Here is a 24224-nt window from a genome sequence, read left to right as displayed (position 1 = left end):
CAGGAGCGGTCCGACGTGACAAAACGGTAAATATCCTTTCTTATTTAAATAGACCACATCAGAAATGGACTTTCCCATGTCAAAAATGCTCGGCTCCGTTGCGCCTAAAGAACGCATAAACATCAAATATGTTCCCGCCACAGGTGACCAGCAAGCGGAAGTCGAACTTCCGCTAAAATTGTTGATAACAGGCGACTTCACTGGCCGCAGCGCAGCTGAAAGCCTTGAGGACCGTCGCCCTGTGCGAATTAACAAGGACACTTTCGACGCAGTGCTGGCCAAAGCTGACGTGGGCTTGGAAATGGCCATCCCCTCGACACTATCCAATGACAGCAGCACTGACCTGCATGTAAATCTGCAATTCAAATCCATCAATGACTTTGGCCCCGACTCCATTGCCAGGCAGGTGCCGGAACTGAACAAGTTACTGGCACTACGCGAAGCACTGGTTGCACTCAAGGGCCCAATGGGCAATGCACCGGCGTTTCGCAAACAACTGCAACGGTTGCTTACCGACGAGGCTGCTCGCCAGCAGTTGGCCATTGAGCTGAACCTGGGACTGGATGCGCCGGAGTCTGCATCAGACGCATAACTTGCGATGCATTAACCCTATTCCCTGCCCCGCATTCAAGCTGACAACGGAGAAGCAAACATGTCGAAGGAAAGTGCCGCCGCCCAGGTCCTGGTGACCGAAGAACAGCCCTCACTGCTAGACCAACTGTTGGCCAACACGATGATCAGTCCTGCCCAGGAAGGCTATGCCGTCGCCCGGCAAGGTGTGGCTGCTTTCATTAGCGAGATCCTGCAAAGCGACGATCATCAGCAACCGGTCAACAAGCAACGCGTCGACCAGATGATCGCCGAGATAGACCGTGTCTTGGGCCAGCAAATGGACGTAATCCTGCACCAGCCCGAGTTTCAGCAGCTGGAGTCCGCCTGGCGCGGATTGAAGCTGTTGGTGGACCGCACGGATTTTCGCGAGAACATCAAACTCGATGTATTGCATGTGACCAAAGAGGAGTTGCTCGACGACTTTGAGAACGCCGGTGACATCACCCGCAGCGGTCTTTACAAACACGTGTACACCGCCGGCTTCGGCCAGTTCGGCGGAGAGCCGGTGGCGGCGATGATCGGCAACTATACCTTCGGCCCTTCGTCCCCGGACATGAAGCTGCTGAGCTACGTGGCCTCCGTCGGTGCCATGGCCCATGCGCCATTCGTGATGGCTGCCGGCCCCGAGTTCTTTAATCTCAAGAGCTTTCAGGAGCTCCCCGGCGTCAAGGAAGTCAGCGACATTTTCGAAGGCCCCGCCCATACCAAGTGGCGCAGCCTGCGCGAGATGGAGGACTCCAAGTACCTCGCCGCAACGCTGCCAAGGTTTCTGCTGCGTACGCCTTACCACGGTATCGAAAACCCGGTACGCAGTTTCAGCTATGACGAAGGTATCGACGGCAACCATGACAACTACCTGTGGGGTAACACCGCCTACCTGATGGCCACGCGCATTACCGAGAGCTTTGCCCGTTACCGTTGGTGCCCGAACATAATCGGACCGCAATCTGGCGGTGCGGTAGACGACCTGCCAGTCCACTTGTTTGAGTCGCTGGGCCAATTGCAGGCCAAGATTCCCACCGAAGTGCTGATCTCCGATCGCAAGGAATTTGAACTGTCCGAAGCCGGTTTCATCCCGCTGACCATGCGCAAGGACAGTGACAATGCCGCGTTCTTCTCGGCGAACTCGGTGCAAAAACCCAAAGCATTCCCCAAGACCCGCGAGGGCCAGGACGCCCAAACCAACTACAAGCTGGGTACCCAACTGCCCTACCTGTTCATCGTTAATCGTCTGGCCCACTACATCAAGGTGCTGCAGCGCGAACAGATCGGCAGCTGGAAGGAGCGTCAGGACGTCCAGCGTGAGCTGACCACATGGCTCAAGCAGTACGTTGCCGACCAGGAAAACCCGTCTGCGGATGTGCGCAGCCGCCGCCCTTTGCGTGCTGCACAGATCGAGGTGCAGGACGTTGCCGGCAATCCGGGCTGGTACCAGGTCTCGTTGGCTGTGCGCCCGCACTTCAAGTACATGGGTGCCAACTTCGAGATTTCCCTGGTTGGTCGGCTGGACACCCAGTAAATGCGCGCGATCGGTCTATTCGAGCGCCTGGAACCCGATGCACCGCGTTATCGGCAAGGTGCGCCACATGAACAGGCCCGACAGGCTGTCGAGGCGATCAAACACCACTTGGAGCAAGTACTCAACGCCCGTCAGGGCTGCTCGCAAAGCAGCCCTGAACTAGGCCTGCGTGACTTCAATGGTGCCACCCTGGGTAGCAGTGACCTGGTGATTGCCATCAGCGCCGACATTCGCCGTTCGGTCGAGGTGTACGAACCACGTATCAAAGTGACTGGCGTGCGCTACCAACCCGACCCGGACCTGCCGCTGGAGCTGAACTTTCGCCTCGATTGCCAGCTAAGGCTCGACCACCTGCAAGAGCAGCTGCAGCTCGATGTCGTCATGCACGGCCGCGATGGCTATACGCGCGTCAAATGAGGAAGCCATGGGTTTGAAACAACGCTTTGCCGAAGAACTGCGCTACCTGAGGGAGCTGGGCCGCGAGTTTGCCGAAGACAATCCGCAACTGGTGCAGTTTCTCGGTGACAAGGCTGGCGACCCGGACGTCGAGCGACTGCTCGAAGGCTTCGCCTTCCTCACCGCAAAACTCGGGATGAAAATCGATGACGACCTCCCGGAACTGACCCACCCCCTGCTGCAGATGCTGTGGCCGAATTACCTACGTCCACTGCCCAGCGCAACCATTGTGCGCTTTGAACCGCTGGCCGATGCCATCAGTGAACGCAAGGTACTGCCCAAAGGCACGCGGTTGTTTGCCAAGCCGGTGGAGGGTGTGTCTTGCGAGTTTCGCACCTGCACCGAGGTCAACCTGTATCCATTGGCACTGCATGAAGTCAGCGACGCACACAGCCGTGAAGCTTCGATGATGCGCATCGACCTCAAGGTACTGACACATCAACCCCTCGACCGTCTGGGGTGCGATCAACTGGAGTTTCACCTGAGTGGCGACCAAGCCACCGCGCAGACGTTGTACCTGTGGATAGCCCACTATCTGCAACGCATCACCCTGCACATCAACGACAACAGCTACCCGTTGTCGACCCGGGATATCGGCTATCCCGGTTTTCGCGCCGAAGAAGCTCTGCTACCCCACCCGCGCAATGTGTTCGACGGCTACCGAATACTGCAGGAGTATTTTGTATTCCCACAGCGCTATCACTTCTTCAGCCTGATTCACCTGGCCAAAGTGTGGCCATCGCTCAACACAGATCAGCTGCGCTTCGAGTTCGAGTTTTCCCGGCCCATGCCCACCAGCATCCGCTTGCGCACCACAGACCTGCAGCTGTTCTGCGCGCCGGCGGTCAATCTGTTCCGCCACGACGCCGAGCCCATTGCCCTGGATGGGCGAAGCCTGGAGCGACGTATTACGCCTAGCGGAAACCGACCAGAGGCTTATGAGATTTTCAGCGTCGATCGGGTAGCAGGTTGGGATGTCGCCGACAAGGAACGTCAGGGTGATCCGTTGCGCAACTTCACCCCATTCGAGTCATTCCAGCATGAGATCGAACATGCCAGGGGCCGTAAGGCGCTGTATTTTCGTACCCAGATCGAAGATTCCCATGGCCGGGAAGGCCTGCGCCATCGCATCGCCTTTGTCCGTGGCGACGAAAGCCATTACATAGGCGAGCGTGAAACCGCGTCCATCGAACTGACCTGCAGCAACCGCGACCTGCCCCAGGCTCTGGCGGTCGGCGACCTGTCGTGGTCTACCGAGGCGACGCCCTCCTTCGCCACCTACACCAACCTCATCGCCCCGACCCCTGCCTACCGGCCGGTACTGGACAGCAGCCTGCACTGGACGCTGATTTCCAACCTGTCATTGAACTACCTGTCGTTGCTATCGACAGAACCGCTCAAGGCAGTGATCCGTGCCTACGACTTTGCCGCCCTGCATGACCTGCAGCAGGCCCGGGCCACGCGCAAACGCTTCAATGGCATCGGCGAAGCGCTGACCACCCCCGTCGACTGGCTGATGAAGGGCTTGCCGGTACGCGGTTTACAGACCCGCCTGCAGCTGGACCAGCATGCCTTCCTTTGCGAGGGCGAGCTGTATCTGTTCGCCAGTGTGCTGTCCCACTTCTTCGCGCTGTACGCCAGCATCAACTCCTTCCATCGCCTGGAAGTGATCAATACCACTAACAACGAGCGCTACGAATGGCCCCTGTTGACCGGCAGACAACCCGTGATCTAGCCGACCGGCTGCTGGCCGACGCACGGAACTATTCGTTCCACCGTCTGCTGGAACTGCTGCATGCCCTGCACGAAGATGACCTTGAGGCCATGCCGTTGAGCCCTGCCAGTCGTCGCCGTATCCGCTTGCAGAGCCATGCGGGGCTCGGCTTCCCGGCATCCGATGTCGCGTATGCCGACTACCTGGACGGCGATAGCGGCGACAACCCCCGGTATCGGGTACAAACCACATTTTTCGGCCTGCACGGCAGCGACTCGCCACTGCCCAGTTATTACCTGGAGCGGCTGGCTTACGAACAGGCCCAGGAGCGTGGCATTCGTCCGGCGTTCCTGGATTTCTTCAATCACCGGCTGTTGACGCTGCTGCACCAGAGCTGGCGCAAACACCGCTACTACATCCGCTTCCAGAGCGAAGCCCGCGACCGCTTTTCGCGCTATGTGTTTTCCCTGATCGGCCTCAACGACAACGACCTGCGTGGCACTACTTCGTTGCCTTGGGGACGACTACTGAGTTTTGCCGGACTGATCGCCAGCCGCAGTCGTTCCCCCTCGGTGGTGTCCGGCATTGTCGAGCATTGCTTTGATCTGCAAGGCGTCTACATCCGTGAGTTCGAGATCCGTTCGGTGCTGGTGCCTGAGCGGCAACGGCTAGTGTTAGGGAAAGCCAATGGCGAGCTGGGCAGCAGCTTTGTTGTGGGTGAGCGGACCAACACCCGCGCGAGCAAATTCACCCTGGTGATCCCCGATCTGACCCAGGCACGCTTTCGCGAGTTTTTGCCCAGCGGTGCGCAGTTCAGACGCTTGCAGCAGTTGATGAACTTCCTGCTGCGCGACGCCACGGCCTACGATCTGCAACTGCAGCTACGTGAAGAAGACGTACCACCCTTCAACTTGCGACACCAGAGCGGCACACATCTGGGCTGGACCAGCTTCATCGAGCACCGGCAGCAACGCCAGCCTGGCGCAGTGCAGATCAGGGGGCGCGCATGAACCTGACCCTGGTGATCAGCAATCCCGCACAACTGCTCCACGGCTGTAGTGCGAGCCAACGCCTTGACCAACGTGGCGGCAGCATCGGCAGCCGGGCTTGCGATTGGCTGCTACATGATCGCTCCGCCAGCGTACGCCCTCAGCATTGCCAGATCCGTTGGCAAGAAGGCCGCTTCTGCGTCACCGACCAGTGCGGAGCAACCTACGTCAATGGCCATGACCTGCCTCTGGGACGCAACACCACCGTGCGCCTGAATGATGGAGATTACTTGCAGGTGGGGGAATATCGCATTGCCGTGCATATTCAGACCTGCGTAACAGGCGATGACGATCCACGCCATCTCAGCCAGCGCTCAGTCACCGAGCTGTTCAACCGTCGCCAGGACGAGCTGGAGGACTGGCCCCTCGATACTCTGCAGATGACCTCGTCCACCGATCCGGCAATGGCCACTTGCGGCGAATTCGAACGACTGTGCCGACCGCTGGACCAGGCTTCGGAAAGTGATCCACTACTGGCAATGCAGGTGCTCGTACCCGTGCTACCCGTGCCTGACGTACTGGACCTGCCTGCTCCCGCCCCTATGGTTACGCCGGCCGCCAGATCCGCTGTGTCCTGCCCCCCGGTGCGCCGCCGGGCTGTGCGGATGGCCACCAATGTCAGGAATGGGGCGTTGATGTTGGCCTGCCTGGTACTTGGTGGTTGCACCATGCTCGACAAGGTCGGTCAGGTGATCCGTGACCCTTCGATCGCGGTCGGCGGTCCGAATGATCAGCCCAGTCGATACTCCCTGAGTCTGTATGCCAGTGATAACGTCAACCTGCGCCTGATCAGCCCCGGTACAGCCCCCACAGCAGTCGATAGCCCAAACGCCTCGCCTTATGACCTGAACATTCAGGCCGCCACTCCCCGGGCCCTGACAGACAAGTTGCACGATGTACTGAGTCATCTTTACGAAGTCGCGCCAGCCCAGTCGCCGATGACTGTTGAGCCTGTACCTTCGCTGCAGATATCAATGGTTGATGAAGTACCACTGGGCGACTACCACGCCCCAGGCGTCACCCTGTCTACCCCACCACCACCGGCGGCGGCCCAACTGATCGCCACGCCTATCGCCTTCAAGGTCCTGCAACTGAGCGACGACTCGTTGCTGATCAACGCCAGCGCCCAAGCCTTGATGGACGATCTGAAAAAGACCCTGGGCAGCACGTTCATTCGTGCCGACGACTACCTGCTCCAGCCCGGCCAGTTCAAGTTTGTCGATCTTCAGGCTGTGGCCAACGACGTGCGCTTCATCGCCGTCATCGCCGACTACCACAGTGCCGAGGTTGCCCAGTGGAAACAACGGCTGCGCATCGAGCCCACCGGCCGTCAATACGCATTGCTGGTGCAGCTCGACGAAGCACAGGTCGACCTCAAAGGGGAAACCCGATGACTCTGATTTCACCACCTTCGGCACAAGGAATCCTTCGATGAGTTCACGTAATCCGGTCATTTGGCACGAAGGGCTGTTCGTCAAACCCCAGCACTTTCAACAGCAGATCCGCGCAACCGAAGGTGCTGTGCACCAGCGTTTTCTCAGCCTCAACGACGCCCTGTACGGATTCAGCGAGCTGGAGCTGAACACTGAGTTTCTGAGCTTTGGCAAGATCGCCATCAACAAGGCCCGCGGGATCATGCCCGACGGTAGCGTGTTCGATATCCCTGGCGATCTCGCTGCGCCCGCACCGCTGGAAATCGCCGACAGCAGCACAGTCAACCAGATCGTCTACCTGACACTGCCACTGCAATCAGCCGGCGCCCTTGAGGTGCGCTGGCCCGACCAGTACGCCAACAGCCGCTACATCGCCAAACGCCATGAGGTGTACGACACCCACAGCGAAGAAGGTGGTCAGGTGAGCATGGACCTCGCGGTACCGAACCTGCAACTGATGCTGCAAAGTAATGACCGTAGCGCCTTTACCGGCATTGCCGTCGGGCAAATCCAGGACAAGCGGCCGGATGGCAGCCTGATCATGGATGAAAATTTCTACCCTACCAGCCTGTCCTTGCAAGCAGTACCTGCGCTGCAGCGCTACCTTGGTGAAGTCGCCGGGCTGATGCGCGAGCGAGCCAGAAACCTCGCCGCACGCATCGGCTCACCGGGCCAGTCGGGGGTTGCCGATGTCACCGACTTCAACCTGCTGCAAACCCTCAACCGCCTGTTTCCGTTGTTCCAGCACCTGGCCCGTCAACGCCATGTCCACCCGGAGCGGCTGTACATCACCTTTGCCCAGGCCTGCGGCGAACTGGTGACCTTCACCGATGAAGGCCACCTGCCCCAGGAGTACCCGGCTTATCAGCACGACAACCTGTACGCATCCTTCAAGACCCTGGAATTCACCCTGCGCCGCGCCCTCGGCACCGTACTGCAGCCACGCGCCGTATCGCTGCCGATCGAGGCCCAACAGTACGGAGTAATGAGCGCAGCGCTGAACGACAAGCGCCTGCTCGACAACGCCGAATTCATTCTCGCGGTTCGCGCCAAGCTACCGCTGGAAACCCTGCGCCAGCAGTTGCCCAGGCAGATCAAGATCAGCTCCACCGAAGCCCTGGGCCAACTGGTCAGCCTGCAACTGCCAGGCATACCGCTGATTGCCCTGCCAGTGGCGCCCAGGCACCTGCCCTTCCATGCCGGTTTCAGCTACTTCGAGCTGGATCGTCATGACCCTGCCTGGCAAAGCCTGAACAGTGGCAGCGGTTTCGGCTTCCACATCGCCGGCGAATTCCCGGATCTGGAGCTGCAGTTCTGGGCCATCAGGAGTGAAAAGCATGACTAGTTTCACATCAGGCGCTTTGGATCAGGAAGGGATCGCTGTAGCGGCCCACCCTGCATCGTCCGATGCGGCTAATACCCCACCTGTGAGTTTACTTGATCCGCAATTCGACCTGCGCGGTCTGTCCTGGAATCCGCTGTGCGATGCCGCCATGCCCTTGATCGGCCTGGTCATCCGCCTGCGCAGCATCGATAAACACGATGACGTCGCTGGCCTGTATCAGAGCATTCACAACCAGATTTCCACGGTGATGGAAGAAGTCGCCCGACTCGACTATGAGCCCGGCGCGCTCAAGGCCTACTCCTACAGCTTGTGCCTGTTGCTGGATGAAACCGTGATGAGCACGCCGTGGGGTGGCTATTGCGAATGGAGCCAGCGTTCGCTGCTCAGTGCCTTTCATCAGGAAACCTTCGGCGGCGAAAAATTCTTCACCGTGCTGGCACGCATGTCCACTGAAGCAGCCAGGTACCAGCATGTTCTGGAGTTCATGTACCTGTGTCTGTGTATGGGGGTCAAAGGCAAATACGGCAAACAGGTCAATGGCGACGTTGAAGTGCAAAAAATCATCAGCAATTTGCACGCCCTCTTGCGTCCGCTACGCGGCGAAACACCCAAGCGCCTGACCGACCCGCTGACCCATGTCGCCCCGCGTAACTATCGGATCAAACGCGCGATGCCATTGTGGACCCCTTGGGCCCTGGCAGCCGTCGTGCTGGCGGCAGCTTACACCGCCTACTCCCTGCGCCTGAACGCCATCACCCAGGAAGTACTGGTTTCGCTGGAGCGAATTCTCACCCTTTAAGCAATTTTCAGCGTGCTCGTCTTGAGCGCCTGTTAAGCCTGGCCCATCGGCCAGAACACTCACCGTCAGTTCGACGGTGGCGACCTGCGGGTCAACCCATTGATCGCGACAAGGAGCTTGTCATGCCAACACCTGCGTACATCAGCATCCACGGTAAAACCCAGGGCCACATTACCAAGGGTGCCTTCACCGCTGACTCGGTCGGTAACGTCTACGTCGAGGGCCATGAAGACGAAATCCTCGCCCAGGAAATCGATCACCAGATCACCACCCCGACCGACCCACAAAGCGGCCAGCCTTCGGGACAGCGCGTGCATAAACCGCTGATCTTCACCAGCGCTTTGAGCAAGGCCTCGCCGATGCTCTACCAAGCCCTGGCCACCGGCGAAATGCTGCCGACGGTGGAGGTGAAATGGTTCCGCACCTCGGTAGATGGCAAACAGGAACACTTCTTCACCACCAAGCTCGAGGACGCCACGGTGGTCGATATCCACACCGTGCTGCCGCACGCCCAGGACAGCGACAACGCCAACTACACGCAACTGATCAAAACCAGCCTGGCCTATCGCAAGGTCAGCTGGAGCCATGAGGTAGCGGGCACCGAAGCCTCGGACGACTGGCGCAAACCGGTGTAACCACACCCGACATTCCGCCACCCCGCGGTTCCGGTGGCGGAACCCCACTTGCTTGAATCTCATCAGGAGGCCTTATGCCTGCCATCGTTCTGGTCGGTCACGACCATCTCTGCCCATCGTGCGGCCCGACAACCGTTAACAGCGGAGCGACCAGCTTCAAGGTCAACGGCCGCGCCGTCGCGCGCGTCGGCGACACACTCACCTGCGGCGCCACCATCACCAGTGGCTCACCGTCGATGTCCGTCGAAGGGCAACCGGTTGCTCGGGTTGGTGATGTCACCGACCACAACGGTACTCTGGAAAACGGCGACTCCAGCTGGATGGTCGATTAACCCACCCCTGACTAGGAGTCTGCCCATGCCCCGCCAAAGCGACCTGCGCTTTACCTTCGAGCCCGTGCAAGGCGATGCCTTCGAAGTCATCGAATTCACCCTCGAAGAGGGCCTTTCCCAGCCCTTCATCCTCAACCTGGAACTGGCCAGCCATGACCCGGCCATCGACTTCAACCGGGTCCTGGATTTGCCTGCGCTGCTGACCCTTTGGCGGGGCGAAACGCCGGTACGTTACGTCCACGGCCTGGTCAGCCTGTTCAGCCAGGGCGACACCGGTTTCCAGCGCACCCGCTACCGCGCCGTGGTCGAGCCGACCCTGGCCCGCGCCGGTTTGCGCTCCAACTGGCGGATCTTCCAGAGCCAGACGGTCCCAGAGATCATCCTCGTGGTGCTCAAGGACCAGCGCCTGACCGATGTCCAGACGGCCATCTGTTTCGACCACCAACCGCGCGAATACTGCGTCCAGGCCGGGGAAACCGACCTCGACTTCATCGCCCGCCTGGCTGCCGAGGAAGGCCTGCTCTACCGCTTCGAACACCGCGCCGACGGCCACACCCTGGTCCTCACCGACCGCGTCGGCGGCCTCGGCACCATCGGCAGCCATGAACACTGCCCGGTGCGCTATCACCCCATGCCTGGCGGCGACAGCGCCGAGCCGGCCCTGCACCGTTTCCACTACACCGAGCAAGTGCGCAGCGCGCGCCAGGTGCAACGCGACTACACCTTCACCCACCCGCGCTACTTCCAGCAGCACAGTGCCGATGGCGGCCGCGAGCTGGGCAACCAGCACAAGGACTACGAACGCTACGACTACCCTGGCCGCTACAAACGCGATGCCAGCGGCAAACCGTTCACCCAGACCCGCCTGACCGCCCTGCGCAGCGACGCACGCATGGCCCAGCTCGAAGGTGACGACGCCCGTCTGCAGCCCGGCCTGGCCTTCGAGCTCAGCGAGCACCCCCGTGATGACCTCAACGACCGCTGGCGCACCATCGCCGTCACACACACCGGCAAACAGCACAGCAGCCTGCTCGAAGAAGCCTTCGCCAGCGACAGCGGCACCGCTTACCACCTCAGCGCCAGCGCCATCCGCTGGACCGCCGACTGGAAAGCGTTGCTGCCGGCCAAACCCTGCATCGACGGCCCGCAGATCGCTACCGTGGTGGGTCCACCGGGCGAGGAGATCTACTGCGACAAATGGGGCCGGGTCAAAGTCAGCTTTCCCTGGGACCGCGACAGCAACCAGGACGACCACAGCTCCTGCTGGATCCGCGTCGCTCAGGGCTGGGCCGGGACCTTATGGGGGGCGATGGCCATCCCTCGGGTCGGCCAGGAACTGATCATCAGCTACCTCGACGGCGACCCCGACCAACCCATCGCCACCGGCCGCGCCTACCGCGAAACCAACCTGCCGCCGTATGAACTGCCGAAACACAAGACACGTATGACCATCAAGAGCCGCAGCCATAAAGGGCGTGGTTTCAATGAGCTGCGTTTTGAGGATGAGCTGGGGCAGGAAGAGGTGTTCATTCATGCCGAGAAAGACAAGAACGTGCATATCAAGCACAACCATGGGGTGTTTGTTGGTAATGACCGTAGTGAGCAAGTAATCCGGGATGAGCAAATCGACATCGGTCATGACCGCAACGAACGGGTAGGCAACGATGAGCGAATCGACATTGGTCAGGATCAACACCTGGAGGTGGGTCGCGATCGCATCCAGATCCTTGGCCGCAATCACCAGATCGCCATCGCCAAAGATCGTCTGGAAACCATCGGCAATCATCGCCATGACAGCATTGCCGTTGACCACCGCATGGAGATTGGCGGTAACGCTGAACAGATCATCAAGGGCTACCAGCAAACCAGCGTTACCCAACACATAAAGACAACGACCGCAGTCTACCAACTCGACACCCAGCAGAGCCTGGTACTTCGAGGTCCGGGCGGCAGCATCACTCTGGATGAAAAGGGCATCACCCTAAAGGGTGTTGGCATTTTCCTGGAAGGCAGCACTGAACAAATCGCTACAGGTCAAGGTAACGCCCTCGGCCCAAGCGGCGCGGCCGCTACCGGCGAACCTATCTGTGTGAGCTGCTGGATCAAAGCTGCGCTTCAGGGCAAAGCACTGATGAGGATGGACGCATGATAGCCCAGCAGATTACCAACGCCATCGCCGTTGACATGGCACACGTTCCACCCGGCTCACGCCATGCGGTCGCGCTGGTCGACATGGCGACGCTGCCGGACAACATTCGGAAGGAACTGACCGAGAACTCGGGGCTTGAGTTACATCCCATATTCCTCAACCCCAACCTTGAAAACATCAAAGCATTGGGCCCCCATCTGATTGCCGCCAGACTGCCCGCTCGCCATATCCTCAACCGGTTGTTCGACAACCTCCATCGTTACGACAGCAACACGATCATTGCCTGGATCACCAGCACGTTGGCACCCGCAGAGCTGGCTCAACATCTGAGCCAGGCCAGCTTTTCCTATACAGAAAGCGGTGAGCGCTACTTGCTGCGTTTCTACGATGACCGCGTGTTCCGCGTTCTGTTGCGCCATGCACCCAGGCCGTGGAGCAAGTGGCTGTTCTCACCCATTGTTTCCTGGTGGGTGCGCGGCGCAACCCCACATCAGGAGCAGTTGTTTCGTTTCACCGGCTCTGCCGTACCGACCCCGCCTGCCGTTGCCACGCGATTGGTTATGAACGACACGTTATGCCAGTTACTGGACGGCGACATTCTGCCCCACCAGCTTCTGGACGTGCTCAGCCAACAATCGCCCTCGCTGTTCGACAGCACATGCAATGGCGTGCGTCTGGCGCTGATTGAGTCACTGCTGAGCAAAGCGAAAGATGTCGGGCTGACTGAACATCCCGACCTGGTCGCCTTTGTTGGCTTCAACCTGCAACACCGTCCCGAACGCTTAGAGGCCCATCCGCATTGGCACGCCGCCCTGCAACGCGCCGTCAGCGGTGAAGGACGTCTTAAGGATCTCTTCAATGTTGGAGGAAAGCGCCCATGAAGGACTGGCTTACCGAGATCGCAGAAAAAACCTACAGCACCGAACCCCGCAGCGCGTTTGTCACCTGCAAGCGCTCGGTGTCCATCCTGCCCCTGCGCTATGCGGTGATCGGCAACGCCCAAGGCGCCCCGGCGCCGCCAGCGCACCTGCCAGCAGACCTCGCCTTATCCTCGGCCCAGTACACCGTGCGTGCGATACGCGCCGGTTACCTGTATGTCTTTACCCAACGCCTACAACAGGACTGGACCTGTGAAGGCGCCTATCAGACCTACAGCAGCGGCCTGTGCAAAACTCTGTGGCCTGCGCCTGCACAGCGGCCGGCCTACGCCAGCGTCCCGGACTTTGGCGACCTGGTTATCCGTATTGCCGATCCCGAAGACGTCCTTGAAGCCCGCCTGCTGTTCACCCCCGATCTGCTGACCCCGCGCATGCTCGCCGAGATCCGCGATGACCCGCGTCTGCGCGACACCCTGCGCAAGCTGGATATTCGCCAGTTGATCCAGACCTGCCTGTTTTCCGAGCACGTCCTCGACGTTTCCGTGCTTGACGAGCGCGTCGCCGATCTCAAGGCCCTGAGTTCCAGGCCACTGCTGGCCAGCCTGACCGATCAGCTGTTTCCCCCACCCGCAGGCTTCTCGCCGCTGTCCGGAGTGGCTTCCAGGCTTGCCGCCAGCAGCCGGGACGCCCAAGGCTTTGGCGTGGTGCTCGACGATCCGATTGGCATCACCCAGGAGCTCAATGCCTGGCGCAATCAGAGCGTCGAGCAACTGGATGCCTTCATGCAGCAGACCGACCGCGAAGGCATCAGCAACCAGCGCAAACACACGATTGCCTTTGCCCTTGACAACCTCAGGGTCACCCTCGCCGAGCAGGCCGAACAGCGTTACACCGCGCACGCCAACTCCCTCGGCGTGCGCTACACCGACCGCGAGTACGCCAGCGGTAATGCCCATATGGCGATGGCCTCGGCAGGCAGCTATCGAAGCTTTCGCAACCCGGCCGAGCAACAGCATCGACAGCAGGCGGAAATCGAGCAAGCGCGGCAAGACAGCTGGAACAACAAGTACGCTCCCTCCGTTGACCAGACCCGCCTCGACGCCTTCATGGCCGAGTTTGACGCCGCGGCGCAACAGGCCGACGCAATCAAGGATCAGCGCGCCGCCGACCACTTGCTCTGGCTCAACAGCCTGGCGCTGTTCGAGGCGTTTGCCTGCTATGACCGCGCCGACAGCGCCAACGGCTTGCTGTTCGAAGCCCAACTGGGAGTGGCGGTGGCGGGCATGAACAGTACTGCGCCGGGCGATGCGCAAATTGCGCTGTGGAGCGACAGCGACAGCGCGCACAACTGGTTCTGGCGCGGCCTGGCGCAGAACCAAAAAAGTGCCCTCGAGCAGATCAACCGGCTGCTGGCGCAACGCTCAGACTTGCCGGGCCTGGATGACGCTCAGCAGCAGGGGCTGATCAAGGCCCTCGCAGCCATCTACGACAAAGCCCACGCCCTCGTCAGCGTTGTCGACATCAATGACCCACCCACTTCCATTCGTCTGAGCGGCGCCGTGCTGCTGCTCAACACCTTCGGCACCTGCCTGCTGCAGAGCCGCCCGGCCGCACTGCTGGATGGGCCGATGAACACCAGCCTGGCCCTGGTGCTCAAGGCACGGCTGGGCAAGCTGGGGGCAGAACTGCAGTTCGAGAAGCGCAACACGCCGCTGAGTGCGGGGGCTAGAAACAAGGTCGCCAAGGCGGTCAACAAGAGTTTCAGCGATGCGCTGACGCCAGGCGCTGCCGGCGGTCGCTTGGAGGTACGGGTCGGCACTACCCTAGCGTTGCTGGAATTGTGGAACCTGAAGCTCAAGGCGGAAAAAACCGACAAGGGCAGCCGTGAATACATCGAGCTGACAGCGGCGATGGTGGCGGTATCGGCGGCCGGGTTGGAGCTGGGCGCGGTGGCGGTCGGTTTGGCGGAAGGCAGTCGTAACCAGGCAGTGAGCCAGGCTGGGCGGTTGCTGGGCAGTCAGATGAAGTTGATGGCGGGGGTATTGGCTGCAGGGGCCAGCGCTGCCGGGGCGGTCCTTGATTTTAAGGACGCCAATACATCACTGCAAAACAAGAATTACTCTATATTTCTCATCTACTTGATACGAGCTACCGCCCAAGGTGGCGCTGCGGTGTTTTCAACAGCCATTGGCTTAGCGGCAGCCGGGCCCTATCTCGAACGCCTAACTCAAACTTATGGCCGGAATAATTTCCTGCACTCCACCTATAAAGCGTCGTCTCAGCTCGCACTCAAAATGGCTTTCATGCTTCGCTGGTGCATAAGGATAAACGTTATTATTTTCATCACAACCGTGACAATTGAACTGCTCCTGCCGGATGCCCTGCAGCATTACTTGCGTCACAGCACCTTCCGCAAAGACAGGGGAAATGGCACACCTAACACCGAAGAACAGGAGCTGAAAAACCTTCACAAAGCGATCGAGGCGACCCTCTGATGTATTTTTTTGAGTGGCTATTTTTCGAAGGGCGCGCAACAGCAGACTACGACAAATTAGCAAGAGAAACTGAAAAACGAAAAAAAAACGGTAAGGAGTTACCTCCTATCCACACATCACAAAAAGTCTCCGAAACAACATATGACAACACGTCACTCTACGCACACACCAACACCTATATTGACGTGCGCACCCCAAATGACGAAAAGCGAGGGCTTATTACACTAATAGCTGGCTCTGTCGGCATGCTGTTTATTTCCATGCTAGCTACAACACTCTACTATGCTGGAATACATTACTTCGCTCTTTTCACCGGGAGTGAGGAACGACTGGAAGCCCTTGGCTATCTTTCTATAGGAATAGCTCCAGCAATCCCTGTAGTCGCTCTTTATTACTACATCAAATATGTCTTACCCTACCTACGACTCGAAGCCTTCACTGCCCGACGCCTGATCGTCCGCTTCAACCGTATCACCCGCAAGGTCTACCTACTTCGCCCCAAACACTTGGGCGGTGTTGTCGCGCTGGACTGGGACACCGCCGAGGTGTGCATCGATCCCAACATGTCTGAACTGGACGGTGTCGGCGGCTTCGTGATGCTGGGCTGGAACAAAGAAACGAACTCCGTCCGCGACGCCGACGGCAATCTCAAGGACGACTTCGAGATCACCATGGTAGGCAAACCCACCCGCAATGGCTCGGAGCTGCTAGCGTTCTGGGAGTACATCCGGCGCTACATGGAAGAAGGCCCCGAAGCCGCCCCCAAACCGCAAAAACTGATCGGTAAGTTCCCCTGGCCCTGGCGCTCGTTCATGGCTGTCTGGCAGTTGGACAGTCGCTTTTTCAAAACACCGCAACTATGGATATTCGTGCTGGTCTACAGCCTGCTGCTGCCGTTGATCACGATCCACGCCATCGGGCATTGGATTTCCCTGCTGCTGTGCTATGAGCCGAAGTTTCCTCGCGCCATCGAAGAGGCGGGGAAAGACGCCAAGGTGACTAGCTGATGCATTTTTTGTAATGGCCAAAGGACAAAGGACAAAGGACAAAGGACGGGAAACACGCCCTGGTTGCCCAAAACCTCCCTTTGGGCCGAACAAGAGCACCCGCCACTCGCGTCGACCTTTATCGAACAGCACGACTATGACGGCGCCGAACAGCGATCAGGGGCCGACGACTCTGTTTTTCATCGCGGGGCAAGCCCGCTCCCACCCTGGACAGATGCCGGCCGCTTAATGCGGCCGCAAGATCAACACCCCCAACGGCGGCAGATTCAACCCCAGCGACAACGGCTGCCCATGACTGGCCACCGCCTCACTCGCCACTTCCCCGAGGTTGCCGTAGTTGGACCCGGCATACCCTTCGGCATCGCTGTTGAGCACCTCGACCCAACGCTCACCGAACGGCACCCCGATGCGATACCCCTCCCGCGGCACCGGGGTGAAATTGGCCACCACCAGCAACGGTTCGCCACTGGCACTCCAGCGCAACCAGGCATACACGCTATTGTGCGCATCGTCGCCGATCAGCCACTGGAAGCCTTGCGGCACGCAATCCTGTTCATGCAAGGCGCGCTCTTCGCGGTACAGCCGGTTGAGGTCACCGACCAAGCGTTGAACCCCCAGGTGCTCGGGGTACTTGAGCAGGTACCAGTCCAGCTCGTTGTCATGGTTCCACTCGCGCCACTGGCCGAACTCGCAGCCCATGAACAGCAGTTTCTTGCCCGGATGCGCCCACATGAAGGTCAGGTACGCGCGCAGGTTGGCGAACTTCTGCCAGCGGTCACCGGGCATTTTGTCGATCAGCGAATGCTTGCCATGCACCACTTCATCGTGGGAGATCGGCAGGATGAAATGCTCGGAATAGGCATAGATCAGGCCGAAGCTCATTTCGTTGTGGTGGTAGGTGCGGTGGATCGGGTCGTTCTGGATGTAGTGCAGGGTGTCGTGCATCCAGCCCATGTTCCACTTGTAGTTAAAACCCAGGCCGCCCTGCTGGGTCGGCTGGCTGACGCCGGGCCAGGCCGTGGACTCTTCAGCGATCATCAGCGCACCCGGCGCTTCGATGGCAACGACGTCGTTGAGGTGGCGGAGGAAATCGATGGCTTCCAGGTTCTCGCGTCCACCGTGGCGGTTGGGCACCCATTCGCCTGCCTTGCGCGAGTAATCACGGTAAAGCATCGAGGCCACGGCATCGACGCGCAGGCCGTCGATATGAAAGTGTTTGAGCCAGTGCAGCGCCGAGGCCAGCATGAAGCCGTGCACTTCGGTACGTCCGAGGTTGTAGATCAGGGTGTCCCAATCCTGGTGAAAGCCTTCCAGCGGGTTCTCGTATTCATACAAAGCGGTGCCGTCGAAACGCGCCAGGCCATGGCTGTCGGTGGGGAAATGCGCCGGCACCCAGTCGAGGATCACGCCGATCTGCGCCTGGTGGCAGGCATCGACGAAAGCGGCGAAGTCTTCGGCCGAGCCATAGCGCGCGGTAGGCGCGAACAGCGACAGCGGCTGGTAGCCCCAGGAGCCGCCGAAGGGGTGCTCCATGATCGGCATCAGCTCGATATGGGTGAAGCCGGTTTTCTGGATGTAGGGCACCAGGCGTTCGGCCAGTTCGCGCCAGTTGTAGAAGCGCGCCACTTCGCCGGTGTCGTCCACTTCGCATTGCCAGGAGCCGGCGTGCAATTCGTAGATCGACAGCGGCGCAGTGGTGGCCTGGCGGTCCCCACGTTCCTGCATCCACTGCTGGTCCTGCCAGTCATAGGCCAGCGGGCCGGCGACCTTTGACGCCGTGCTCGGCGGCAGTTCGCTGGCCCGTGCCAGCGGATCGGCCTTGAGTGGCAGAATGCCTTCGCGCCCCAGCACTTCGTACTTGTAGGCCTCCCCGGCCTGCAGGCGCGGTACGAACAGTTCCCAGACACCCGCGCTATGGCGCAGGCGCATCGGATGGCGACGGCCGTCCCAGTTGTTGAAATCGCCGACCACCGACACCCGCCGGGCGTTGGGCGCCCACACGGAAAAACGCACACCCTCGATACCGTCGATCAGCAGCGGCTGCGCGCCCATGCTGGCGGCGAGGTCACGGTGGTTGCCCTCGGCGAACAGGTACAGGTCCATGTCCCCCAGCAACGGGCCGAAGCTATAGGTGTCTTCGGTGACCTGCTCACCGCTGGCCCACTGAATCCGCAGCACATAGGGTTGCTGCTCAGGCAGATGGGCAATGAACAGGCCCGGCACCGGTTGCTGCTCCAGCTCACCCAGCAGCCGCCCGTCGTCACGGGCCAGGGCCTGCACGCTCAAGGCATTGGGCAAATAGGCGCGGACAAACTGGCCGCCTGCACCATCAGGGTGCGGGCCAAGCACAGCGAACGGGTCAGCATGCTCGGCCCTGACCAGGGCATCGATGTCACGTTGATCCAGCCCGCCTTCCTCGCGCTTGCGTTGATTCATTCAGCTTTCTCCCCAGGTACTTGTCAGGCCATACAGGCCATGCAAAGGCACGGCCAACCAACTTGGGCGGTTTTCGGCTTCATACAGAATTTCGTAGGCAGCCTTTTCCAGGCTGAACAGTTCCAGTGCCGCACGCTCGCCGTCGGCATGTTCCCAGGCATGAGGCATGGCCGCGGTGGCCAGCCCGTAGGCCTCGACAAAGGCATGTCGGGCCTGGTGCAGATAACGCCTGGCGACTCGCTGACGGGCCTGGCGGGCACTGTCCGAGAGGTCGACACTGGAGGCACTGCGCAGCACCATGGCAGCAGCATAGTCGAAGGATCGCAACACGCCGCTGACATCCTTGTAAGGACTGTGTCTGGCACGCCGTTCTTCCAGCGGCCGGGCCGGTTCACCTTCGAAGTCGATCAGGTAGGCATCACCCTGCACCACCAGCACCTGCCCCAGGTGCAGGTCACCGTGCACGCGCATCAACAGCCCGCCCTGGACCTGGGCGCTCAAGGTGGCGACAGTGGCCAGCAGGTCCTGACGTTGCTGCACAAGCTCGTCGACCAGCGCCTGGCTGTCGCTGTCCAGCTCCGCCCGGTGCGTCTGCAACAGCTCCAGGGCGCGGCTCAGCTGGGCGCCGATGTGTTTGCCCCAGGCCTGGCAGTCACGCGCGGTGCTGGGCCGCGGCCGGAACGCCGGGTCTTTGCTCGGCGCCGCCAGCAACAGGTGCATTTCACCCAGACGCTGGCCGAGCATGGCGGCAAAACCGGCCAGGTCCTGCAAGGCATTGGTGTGGCCTTCCTGCACCGCGTTTGCGGGCTCCAGTTCGTCACGAATGGCGCGTTCGAGGTTGTTCTGGCTCCAGTCCCAGGCATCGCCCTGATTGCTCAGATAGCCTTGGGCGATCATCAGCAAATGCGGCTGCTGCTGGCTGTCCACCCGGCTCACCCAGCCCAGCAACGGCGAGATATTGCCGAACCCGGCAGCGGTCAGGTAGGCGCTCATCTCCAGCTCCGGGTGTACCCCGGGGTTGATCCGCCGAATCAGCTTGAGCACCAGGCTGCCGCCGACCACCACCGAGCTGTTGGACTGTTCGGCAGAGAGGTAGCGCACCTGGGCATCGTCGGCCAGGTTCAGGGCTGCCAGTTGTTCGGTGGCGTGAAAGCGCAGTTCACCTTCAGCGCACGGCAGGCGGACAGCATCCCGGCAGGCAAGCAGCACGGCATGGATAAAGCTTTCAAGGACGAAGCCATCGGTGATCAGCCCCACCTGGCGTCCACGCCGGACCCGTGCCAGGGCCAGTTGCTGCAGGGGGGCGCTGGTGATCTGGTCCTCACCGACAAAGCCGAAGGGCAATTGGTAACGGCTGTTCTGGCCGGCGCTGGTGACTTCAATCTCACTCAGTAATACGGGGTACGTGGCGGTACCAAAGCGCACACCGTAAGCGATCTGCACGTGCTCGATACCGGTTTCCTTGCCAGCGAACCAGCGGCGCTTGGGCAGGTACTGGGGCAGGATGCTGTCTTGCAAGGTGCTGCGCGCGGGCTCTTCGAGCAGCTCCTCCATGCGCTTTTTCAGTACCAGGGTGGTGAACTCCGGCAGGCTCTGCGCTGGTTCCACATGCCAGCTGGGCATCTGGTCCTTGGCGGCCAGCAGGAACCAGTAGAACCCATAGGGCGCCAAGGTCAGCAGGAACGGCAACTGGCCGATAGGCGGGAAGGCACTGCCGCCGAGCATCTCAACCGGCACGCTGTCGGCGTACTGCGACAGGTCGAGTTCGGCGGCTTGCGCCGCACGCGAGACATTGGCCACGCAGAGGATGATTTCGCGCTTGCCGTCCGGGCCGGTGTACTCACGCAGGTAGGCCAGAATCCGCCGGTTGCTCGGCGAGAGCATGCGCAGGCTGCCGCGCCCAAAGGCCTTTTGCTGTTTGCGCACCGCCAGCAAGCGGCGGTTCCAGTTCAACAGCGAATGCGGGTCGTGCGCCTGGGCTTCGACATTGACCGAGGCAAAGCCGTATAGCGGGTCCATGATCGGTGGCAGCACCAGGCGCGCAGGGTCGGCGCGGGAGAAGCCGCCGTTGCGGTCGATCGACCACTGCATCGGCGTGCGTACGCCATCGCGGTCGCCCAGGTAGATGTTGTCGCCCATGCCGATCTCGTCGCCGTAGTACAGGGTCGGCGTGCCGGGCATCGACAGCAGCAGACTGCTGAGCAACTCCACCCGCCGCCGGTCACGTTGCATCAGCGGCGCCAGGCGTCGGCGAATACCCAGGTTGATCCGCGCCCGGCGGTCTTCGGCGTAGTAATTCCACAGGTAGTCACGCTCGCGGTCGGTGACCATCTCCAGGGTCAGTTCATCGTGGTTGCGCAGGAAGATCGCCCATTGGCAGTTGGCCGGGATCTCCGGGGTCTGACGCAGGATGTCGGTGATCGGAAAGCGGTCTTCCTGGGCCACGGCCATGTACATGCGCGGCATCAGCGGGAAGTGAAAGGCCATATGGCACTCGTCGCCCTGCCCTTCACCGAAATACAGCTGGGTGTCTTCCGGCCACTGGTTGGCCTCGGCCAGGAGCATGCGGTCGGGGTAGTTGGCGTCGATCTCGGCGCGAATCTGCTTGAGTACCTGATGGGTCTCGGGCAGGTTTTCGTTGTTGGTGCCGTCGCGCTCGATCAGGTACGGGATGGCATCCAGGCGCAGGCCGTCGATCCCCAGATCGAGCCAGTAGCGCATCACCTCGATCACCGCCTTGAGCACCTGCGGGTTGTCGAAGTTGAGGTCTGGCTGGTGCGAATAGAAACGGTGCCAGAAGTACTGGCCGGCCACCGGGTCCCATGTCCAGTTGGACTTCTCCGTGTCGAGAAAGATGATCCGCGTGCCGTCATACTTCTGGTCAGTGTCGGACCACACGTAGAAATCCCGGGCCTTGCTGCCGGGCCTGGCGCGCCGGGCCCTCTGGAACCAGGGATGCTGGTCGGAGGTGTGGTTGATGACCAGTTCGGTGATCACCCGCAGGCCGCGCTTGTGCGCCTCGGCGATAAAGCGCTTCACATCGGCCAGGGTGCCGTAGTCCGGGTGCACGGCCTTGTACTCGGCGATGTCGTAGCCATCGTCACGGCGCGGCGAGGGGTAGAACGGCAACAGCCAGAGGGTGTTGACCCCAAGTTCGGCGATGTAGTCGAGCTTGGCGATCAGGCCGGGAAAATCACCGATGCCGTCGTTGTTCGAGTCGAAGAAGGATTTGACGTGCACCTGATAGATGATCGCGTCCTTGTACCACAACGGGTCGTCGATGAAGGCTGCCGGGCGGCTTCGCTTGGCCATGGTCGACTCCTTTCTAGAGGGCTTTTTCGATACGCCAGACAGCAAACGGCAAATGCCAGGGCTCGATGCGCATCCATTGGCGCTTGCCGTGCCAGGTCCAGCGGTGGCCGGTCATCAGGTCTTCACCAAAGGTGTCGGCGTTGTCATCCAGGCCCAGCTCCCACAGCGGCAATTCGAAATGCGCTTCCTGGGCGTTGTGCGGGTCGAGGCTGACGGCAATCAGGATGAAGTTGTCGCGTGCGGCGGTGCGCTTGCCGAAGTACAGGATGTTGTCGTTCCAGGCGTTGTAGAAGGCCACGCCCAGGTGCGTCTGCAACGCCGGGTTCTGGCGGCGGATACGGTTGAGTTGGGCGATCTCGGCGATGATGTTGCCAGGCTGGCTGAAGTCCCGCGGGCGGATCTGGTACTTCTCCGAATCCAGGTACTCCTCCTTGCCCGGGATCGGTGTCGCCTCGCACAGTTCAAAGCCTGAATACATGCCCCATAACCCCGAGCCCATGGTCGCCAGGGCGGCGCGGATGAGAAAACCGGCGCGGCCGGATTCATGCAGGAAAAACGGATTGATGTCCGGGGTGTTGACGAAGAAGTTCGGCCGGTAGCAGTAGCACCACGGCGGCTGGTTGAGTTCTTCGAAGTAGCTTTGCAGTTCGGCCTTGGTGTTGCGCCAGGTGAAATAGCTATAGCTCTGGGAGTAACCGACCTTGCCCAGGCGCGCCATCATTGCCGGTTTGGTAAAGGCCTCGGCGAGGAAAATCACCTCGGGGTGCCGGCTGCGGATGTTGGCGATCATCCAGTGCCAGAACGGCAGCGGCTTGGTGTGCGGGTTGTCGACCCGGAACATCTTCACCCCTTCCTGCACCCAGCCCAGCACGACATCGCGCAGGGCCAGCCACAACGACGGCACGGCTTCTGCGGCATAGAAGTCGACATTGACGATGTCCTGGTACTTTTTCGGCGGGTTTTCCGCGTAGCGAATGCTGCCGTCCGGACGCCAGGAGAACCACCCCGGGTGCTCCTTGAGCCAGGGGTGGTCCTGGGAGCACTGGATGGCGAAGTCCAGGGCTATCTCCAGGCCGTGCTCGGCAGCGGCGGCGACCAGCCGGCGAAAATCCTCGCGACTGCCCAGCTGCGGATGGATCGCCTCATGCCCACCCTCTTCGCTGCCGATCGCATAAGGGCTGCCCGGGTCATCCGGCTCGGCCTCCAGGGCATTGTTGCGGCCCTTGCGGTAGCGCATGCCGATCGGATGGATCGGTGGGAAGTACAGCACGTCAAAGCCCATGTCGCGGAGCATCGGCAAGCGCTCATGGACATCGTTGAAGGTGCCATGGCGTTCGGGATCGTCGGTGATCGAGCGGGGAAACAGCTCATACCAGCTGGCAAACACCGCCTGCTGGCGCTCCACATCCACCGGGTATTCGGGGCTGCGGCTCAAATAAGTGCGATGGTCGGCCTCGCTCATCAACACGGCGGTGTCAGGGTGCAGCAGCCGGGCCACCTGCTCTTCGGCTGGCAGGCCCGGCAACGCCTGGTGCAGTGCCTGCAACTGTTCCCGCAGCGGGCCGTGACTGCGCTGGATATTCTGCTCGAGCAACAGCAAGCCTTCCTGCAGCTCCAGCGGCACGGCTAGGCCGGCGTTGAATTTCTTTTCCAGATCGTGGCAATAAGTGGCGAAGGGATCGATCCAGGCTTCGATACTGAACAGGTGCCGCCCCTGCTCGCTCACGCTGAACCGTGCCTGCCACAGGTCATTGACGACAAAGCTCATCGGGACGCAATGCCAACGCCGGCTGTGGGCCTGGCGCCAGTTAAGCCTGACCGCCAGCACGTCATGACCGTCGGCATAGACCTTGCTGCTCACCTCGATCGTTTCGCCGACCACCGCCTTGACCGCAAACAGCCCGCCATCGAGCACCGGCTGGGTGTTCTCGATCACGATGCGCGGTTCCAGCAGCGCCTGGGACAGGCTGATGGCCTGCTCGGGTTGATCGTTTGCCGGGGCCAAGCGGTCGGTTTCGAAGGGCTCATCGCGGGTCATCGAACGTTGCTCCGT

At 60.7% G+C, this 24224-nt stretch carries 17 protein-coding genes; 14 read left to right on the top strand and 3 right to left on the bottom strand.

Annotated elements, in window-relative coordinates:
- Nucleotides 1-76 precede the first annotated feature (76 nt).
- The 14 genes from tssB to AC07OF_RS23300 all read left to right on the top strand — a co-directional run bounded on the left by tssB (nt 77) and on the right by AC07OF_RS23300 (nt 16423).
- The gene (gene tssB, locus AC07OF_RS23365) at nt 77-592 is read left to right on the top strand and encodes a type VI secretion system contractile sheath small subunit (protein ID WP_495073518.1); all 516 of its coding nucleotides are present in this window, start codon (nt 77-79) and stop codon (nt 590-592) included.
- Between the two features lie 60 nt (nt 593-652).
- A complete protein-coding gene (tssC, locus tag AC07OF_RS23360) occupies nt 653-2131 on the top strand; it encodes a type VI secretion system contractile sheath large subunit (RefSeq protein ID WP_495073517.1) in 1479 nt (492 codons plus the stop codon).
- A complete protein-coding gene (gene tssE / locus AC07OF_RS23355) occupies nt 2132-2548 on the top strand; it encodes a type VI secretion system baseplate subunit TssE (protein WP_495073516.1) in 417 nt (138 codons plus the stop codon).
- A gap of 7 nt (nt 2549-2555) precedes the next feature.
- A complete protein-coding gene (gene tssF / locus AC07OF_RS23350; protein WP_495073515.1) occupies nt 2556-4322 on the top strand; it encodes a type VI secretion system baseplate subunit TssF in 1767 nt (588 codons plus the stop codon).
- Nucleotides 4286-5311 (top strand): type VI secretion system baseplate subunit TssG, encoded by a 1026-nt coding sequence (tssG, locus tag AC07OF_RS23345; RefSeq protein ID WP_495073514.1) that lies wholly within the window; start codon nt 4286-4288, stop codon nt 5309-5311. Before tssF ends, tssG begins: the two co-directional genes overlap by 37 nt.
- A complete protein-coding gene (gene tssJ / locus AC07OF_RS23340) occupies nt 5308-6744 on the top strand; it encodes a type VI secretion system lipoprotein TssJ (protein WP_495073513.1) in 1437 nt (478 codons plus the stop codon). Before tssG ends, tssJ begins: the two co-directional genes overlap by 4 nt.
- Before the next feature lie 37 nt (nt 6745-6781).
- Nucleotides 6782-8128: a type VI secretion system baseplate subunit TssK gene (gene tssK, locus AC07OF_RS23335; protein WP_495073512.1), complete on the top strand. Its 1347-nt coding sequence runs from the start codon at nt 6782-6784 to the stop codon at nt 8126-8128.
- On the top strand, nt 8121-8927 hold the full coding sequence (gene icmH, locus AC07OF_RS23330) for a type IVB secretion system protein IcmH/DotU (protein ID WP_495073511.1): 807 nt from the start codon (nt 8121-8123) through the stop codon (nt 8925-8927). Before tssK ends, icmH begins: the two co-directional genes overlap by 8 nt.
- A 122-nt stretch (nt 8928-9049) precedes the next feature.
- On the top strand, nt 9050-9562 hold the full coding sequence (locus AC07OF_RS23325; protein WP_495073510.1) for an Hcp family type VI secretion system effector: 513 nt from the start codon (nt 9050-9052) through the stop codon (nt 9560-9562).
- Between the two features lie 74 nt (nt 9563-9636).
- A complete protein-coding gene (locus AC07OF_RS23320) occupies nt 9637-9894 on the top strand; it encodes a PAAR domain-containing protein (RefSeq protein ID WP_495073509.1) in 258 nt (85 codons plus the stop codon).
- 25 nt (nt 9895-9919) lie between these two features.
- Nucleotides 9920-12043 carry a type VI secretion system Vgr family protein gene (locus AC07OF_RS23315; RefSeq protein ID WP_495073508.1) on the top strand — a complete coding sequence of 708 codons (2124 nt, stop codon included), beginning with the start codon at nt 9920-9922 and terminating at the stop codon, nt 12041-12043.
- A complete protein-coding gene (locus AC07OF_RS23310; RefSeq protein WP_495073507.1) occupies nt 12040-12924 on the top strand; it encodes a DUF4123 domain-containing protein in 885 nt (294 codons plus the stop codon). The genes AC07OF_RS23315 and AC07OF_RS23310 overlap by 4 nt, the downstream gene beginning before the upstream one ends.
- The gene (locus AC07OF_RS23305) at nt 12921-15416 is read left to right on the top strand and encodes a T6SS effector BTH_I2691 family protein (protein WP_495073506.1); all 2496 of its coding nucleotides are present in this window, start codon (nt 12921-12923) and stop codon (nt 15414-15416) included. The genes AC07OF_RS23310 and AC07OF_RS23305 overlap by 4 nt, the downstream gene beginning before the upstream one ends.
- On the top strand, nt 15416-16423 hold the full coding sequence (locus AC07OF_RS23300; RefSeq protein WP_495073505.1) for a DUF6708 domain-containing protein: 1008 nt from the start codon (nt 15416-15418) through the stop codon (nt 16421-16423). The genes AC07OF_RS23305 and AC07OF_RS23300 overlap by 1 nt, the downstream gene beginning before the upstream one ends.
- Nucleotides 16424-16648: 225 nt before the next feature.
- Here AC07OF_RS23300 and glgB read toward each other — a convergent pair whose 3' ends face one another.
- The 3 genes from glgB to AC07OF_RS23285 are packed head-to-tail and all read right to left on the bottom strand — an operon-like array spanning nt 16649 to nt 24209.
- A complete protein-coding gene (glgB, locus tag AC07OF_RS23295) occupies nt 16649-18859 on the bottom strand; it encodes a 1,4-alpha-glucan branching protein GlgB (RefSeq protein WP_495073504.1) in 2211 nt (736 codons plus the stop codon).
- Nucleotides 18860-22171 (bottom strand): maltose alpha-D-glucosyltransferase, encoded by a 3312-nt coding sequence (gene treS / locus AC07OF_RS23290; RefSeq protein ID WP_495073503.1) that lies wholly within the window; start codon nt 22169-22171, stop codon nt 18860-18862. It abuts the gene before it with no gap.
- A gap of 13 nt (nt 22172-22184) precedes the next feature.
- Nucleotides 22185-24209 carry an alpha-1,4-glucan--maltose-1-phosphate maltosyltransferase gene (locus AC07OF_RS23285; protein WP_495073502.1) on the bottom strand — a complete coding sequence of 675 codons (2025 nt, stop codon included), beginning with the start codon at nt 24207-24209 and terminating at the stop codon, nt 22185-22187.
- Nucleotides 24210-24224 lie beyond the last annotated feature (15 nt).

The organism is Pseudomonas sp. GW821-FHT10B02 (assembly GCF_059415665.1).
Note: the sequence above shows the minus strand (reverse complement) of the source record. Positions and strands in the feature narration are given on the sequence as shown.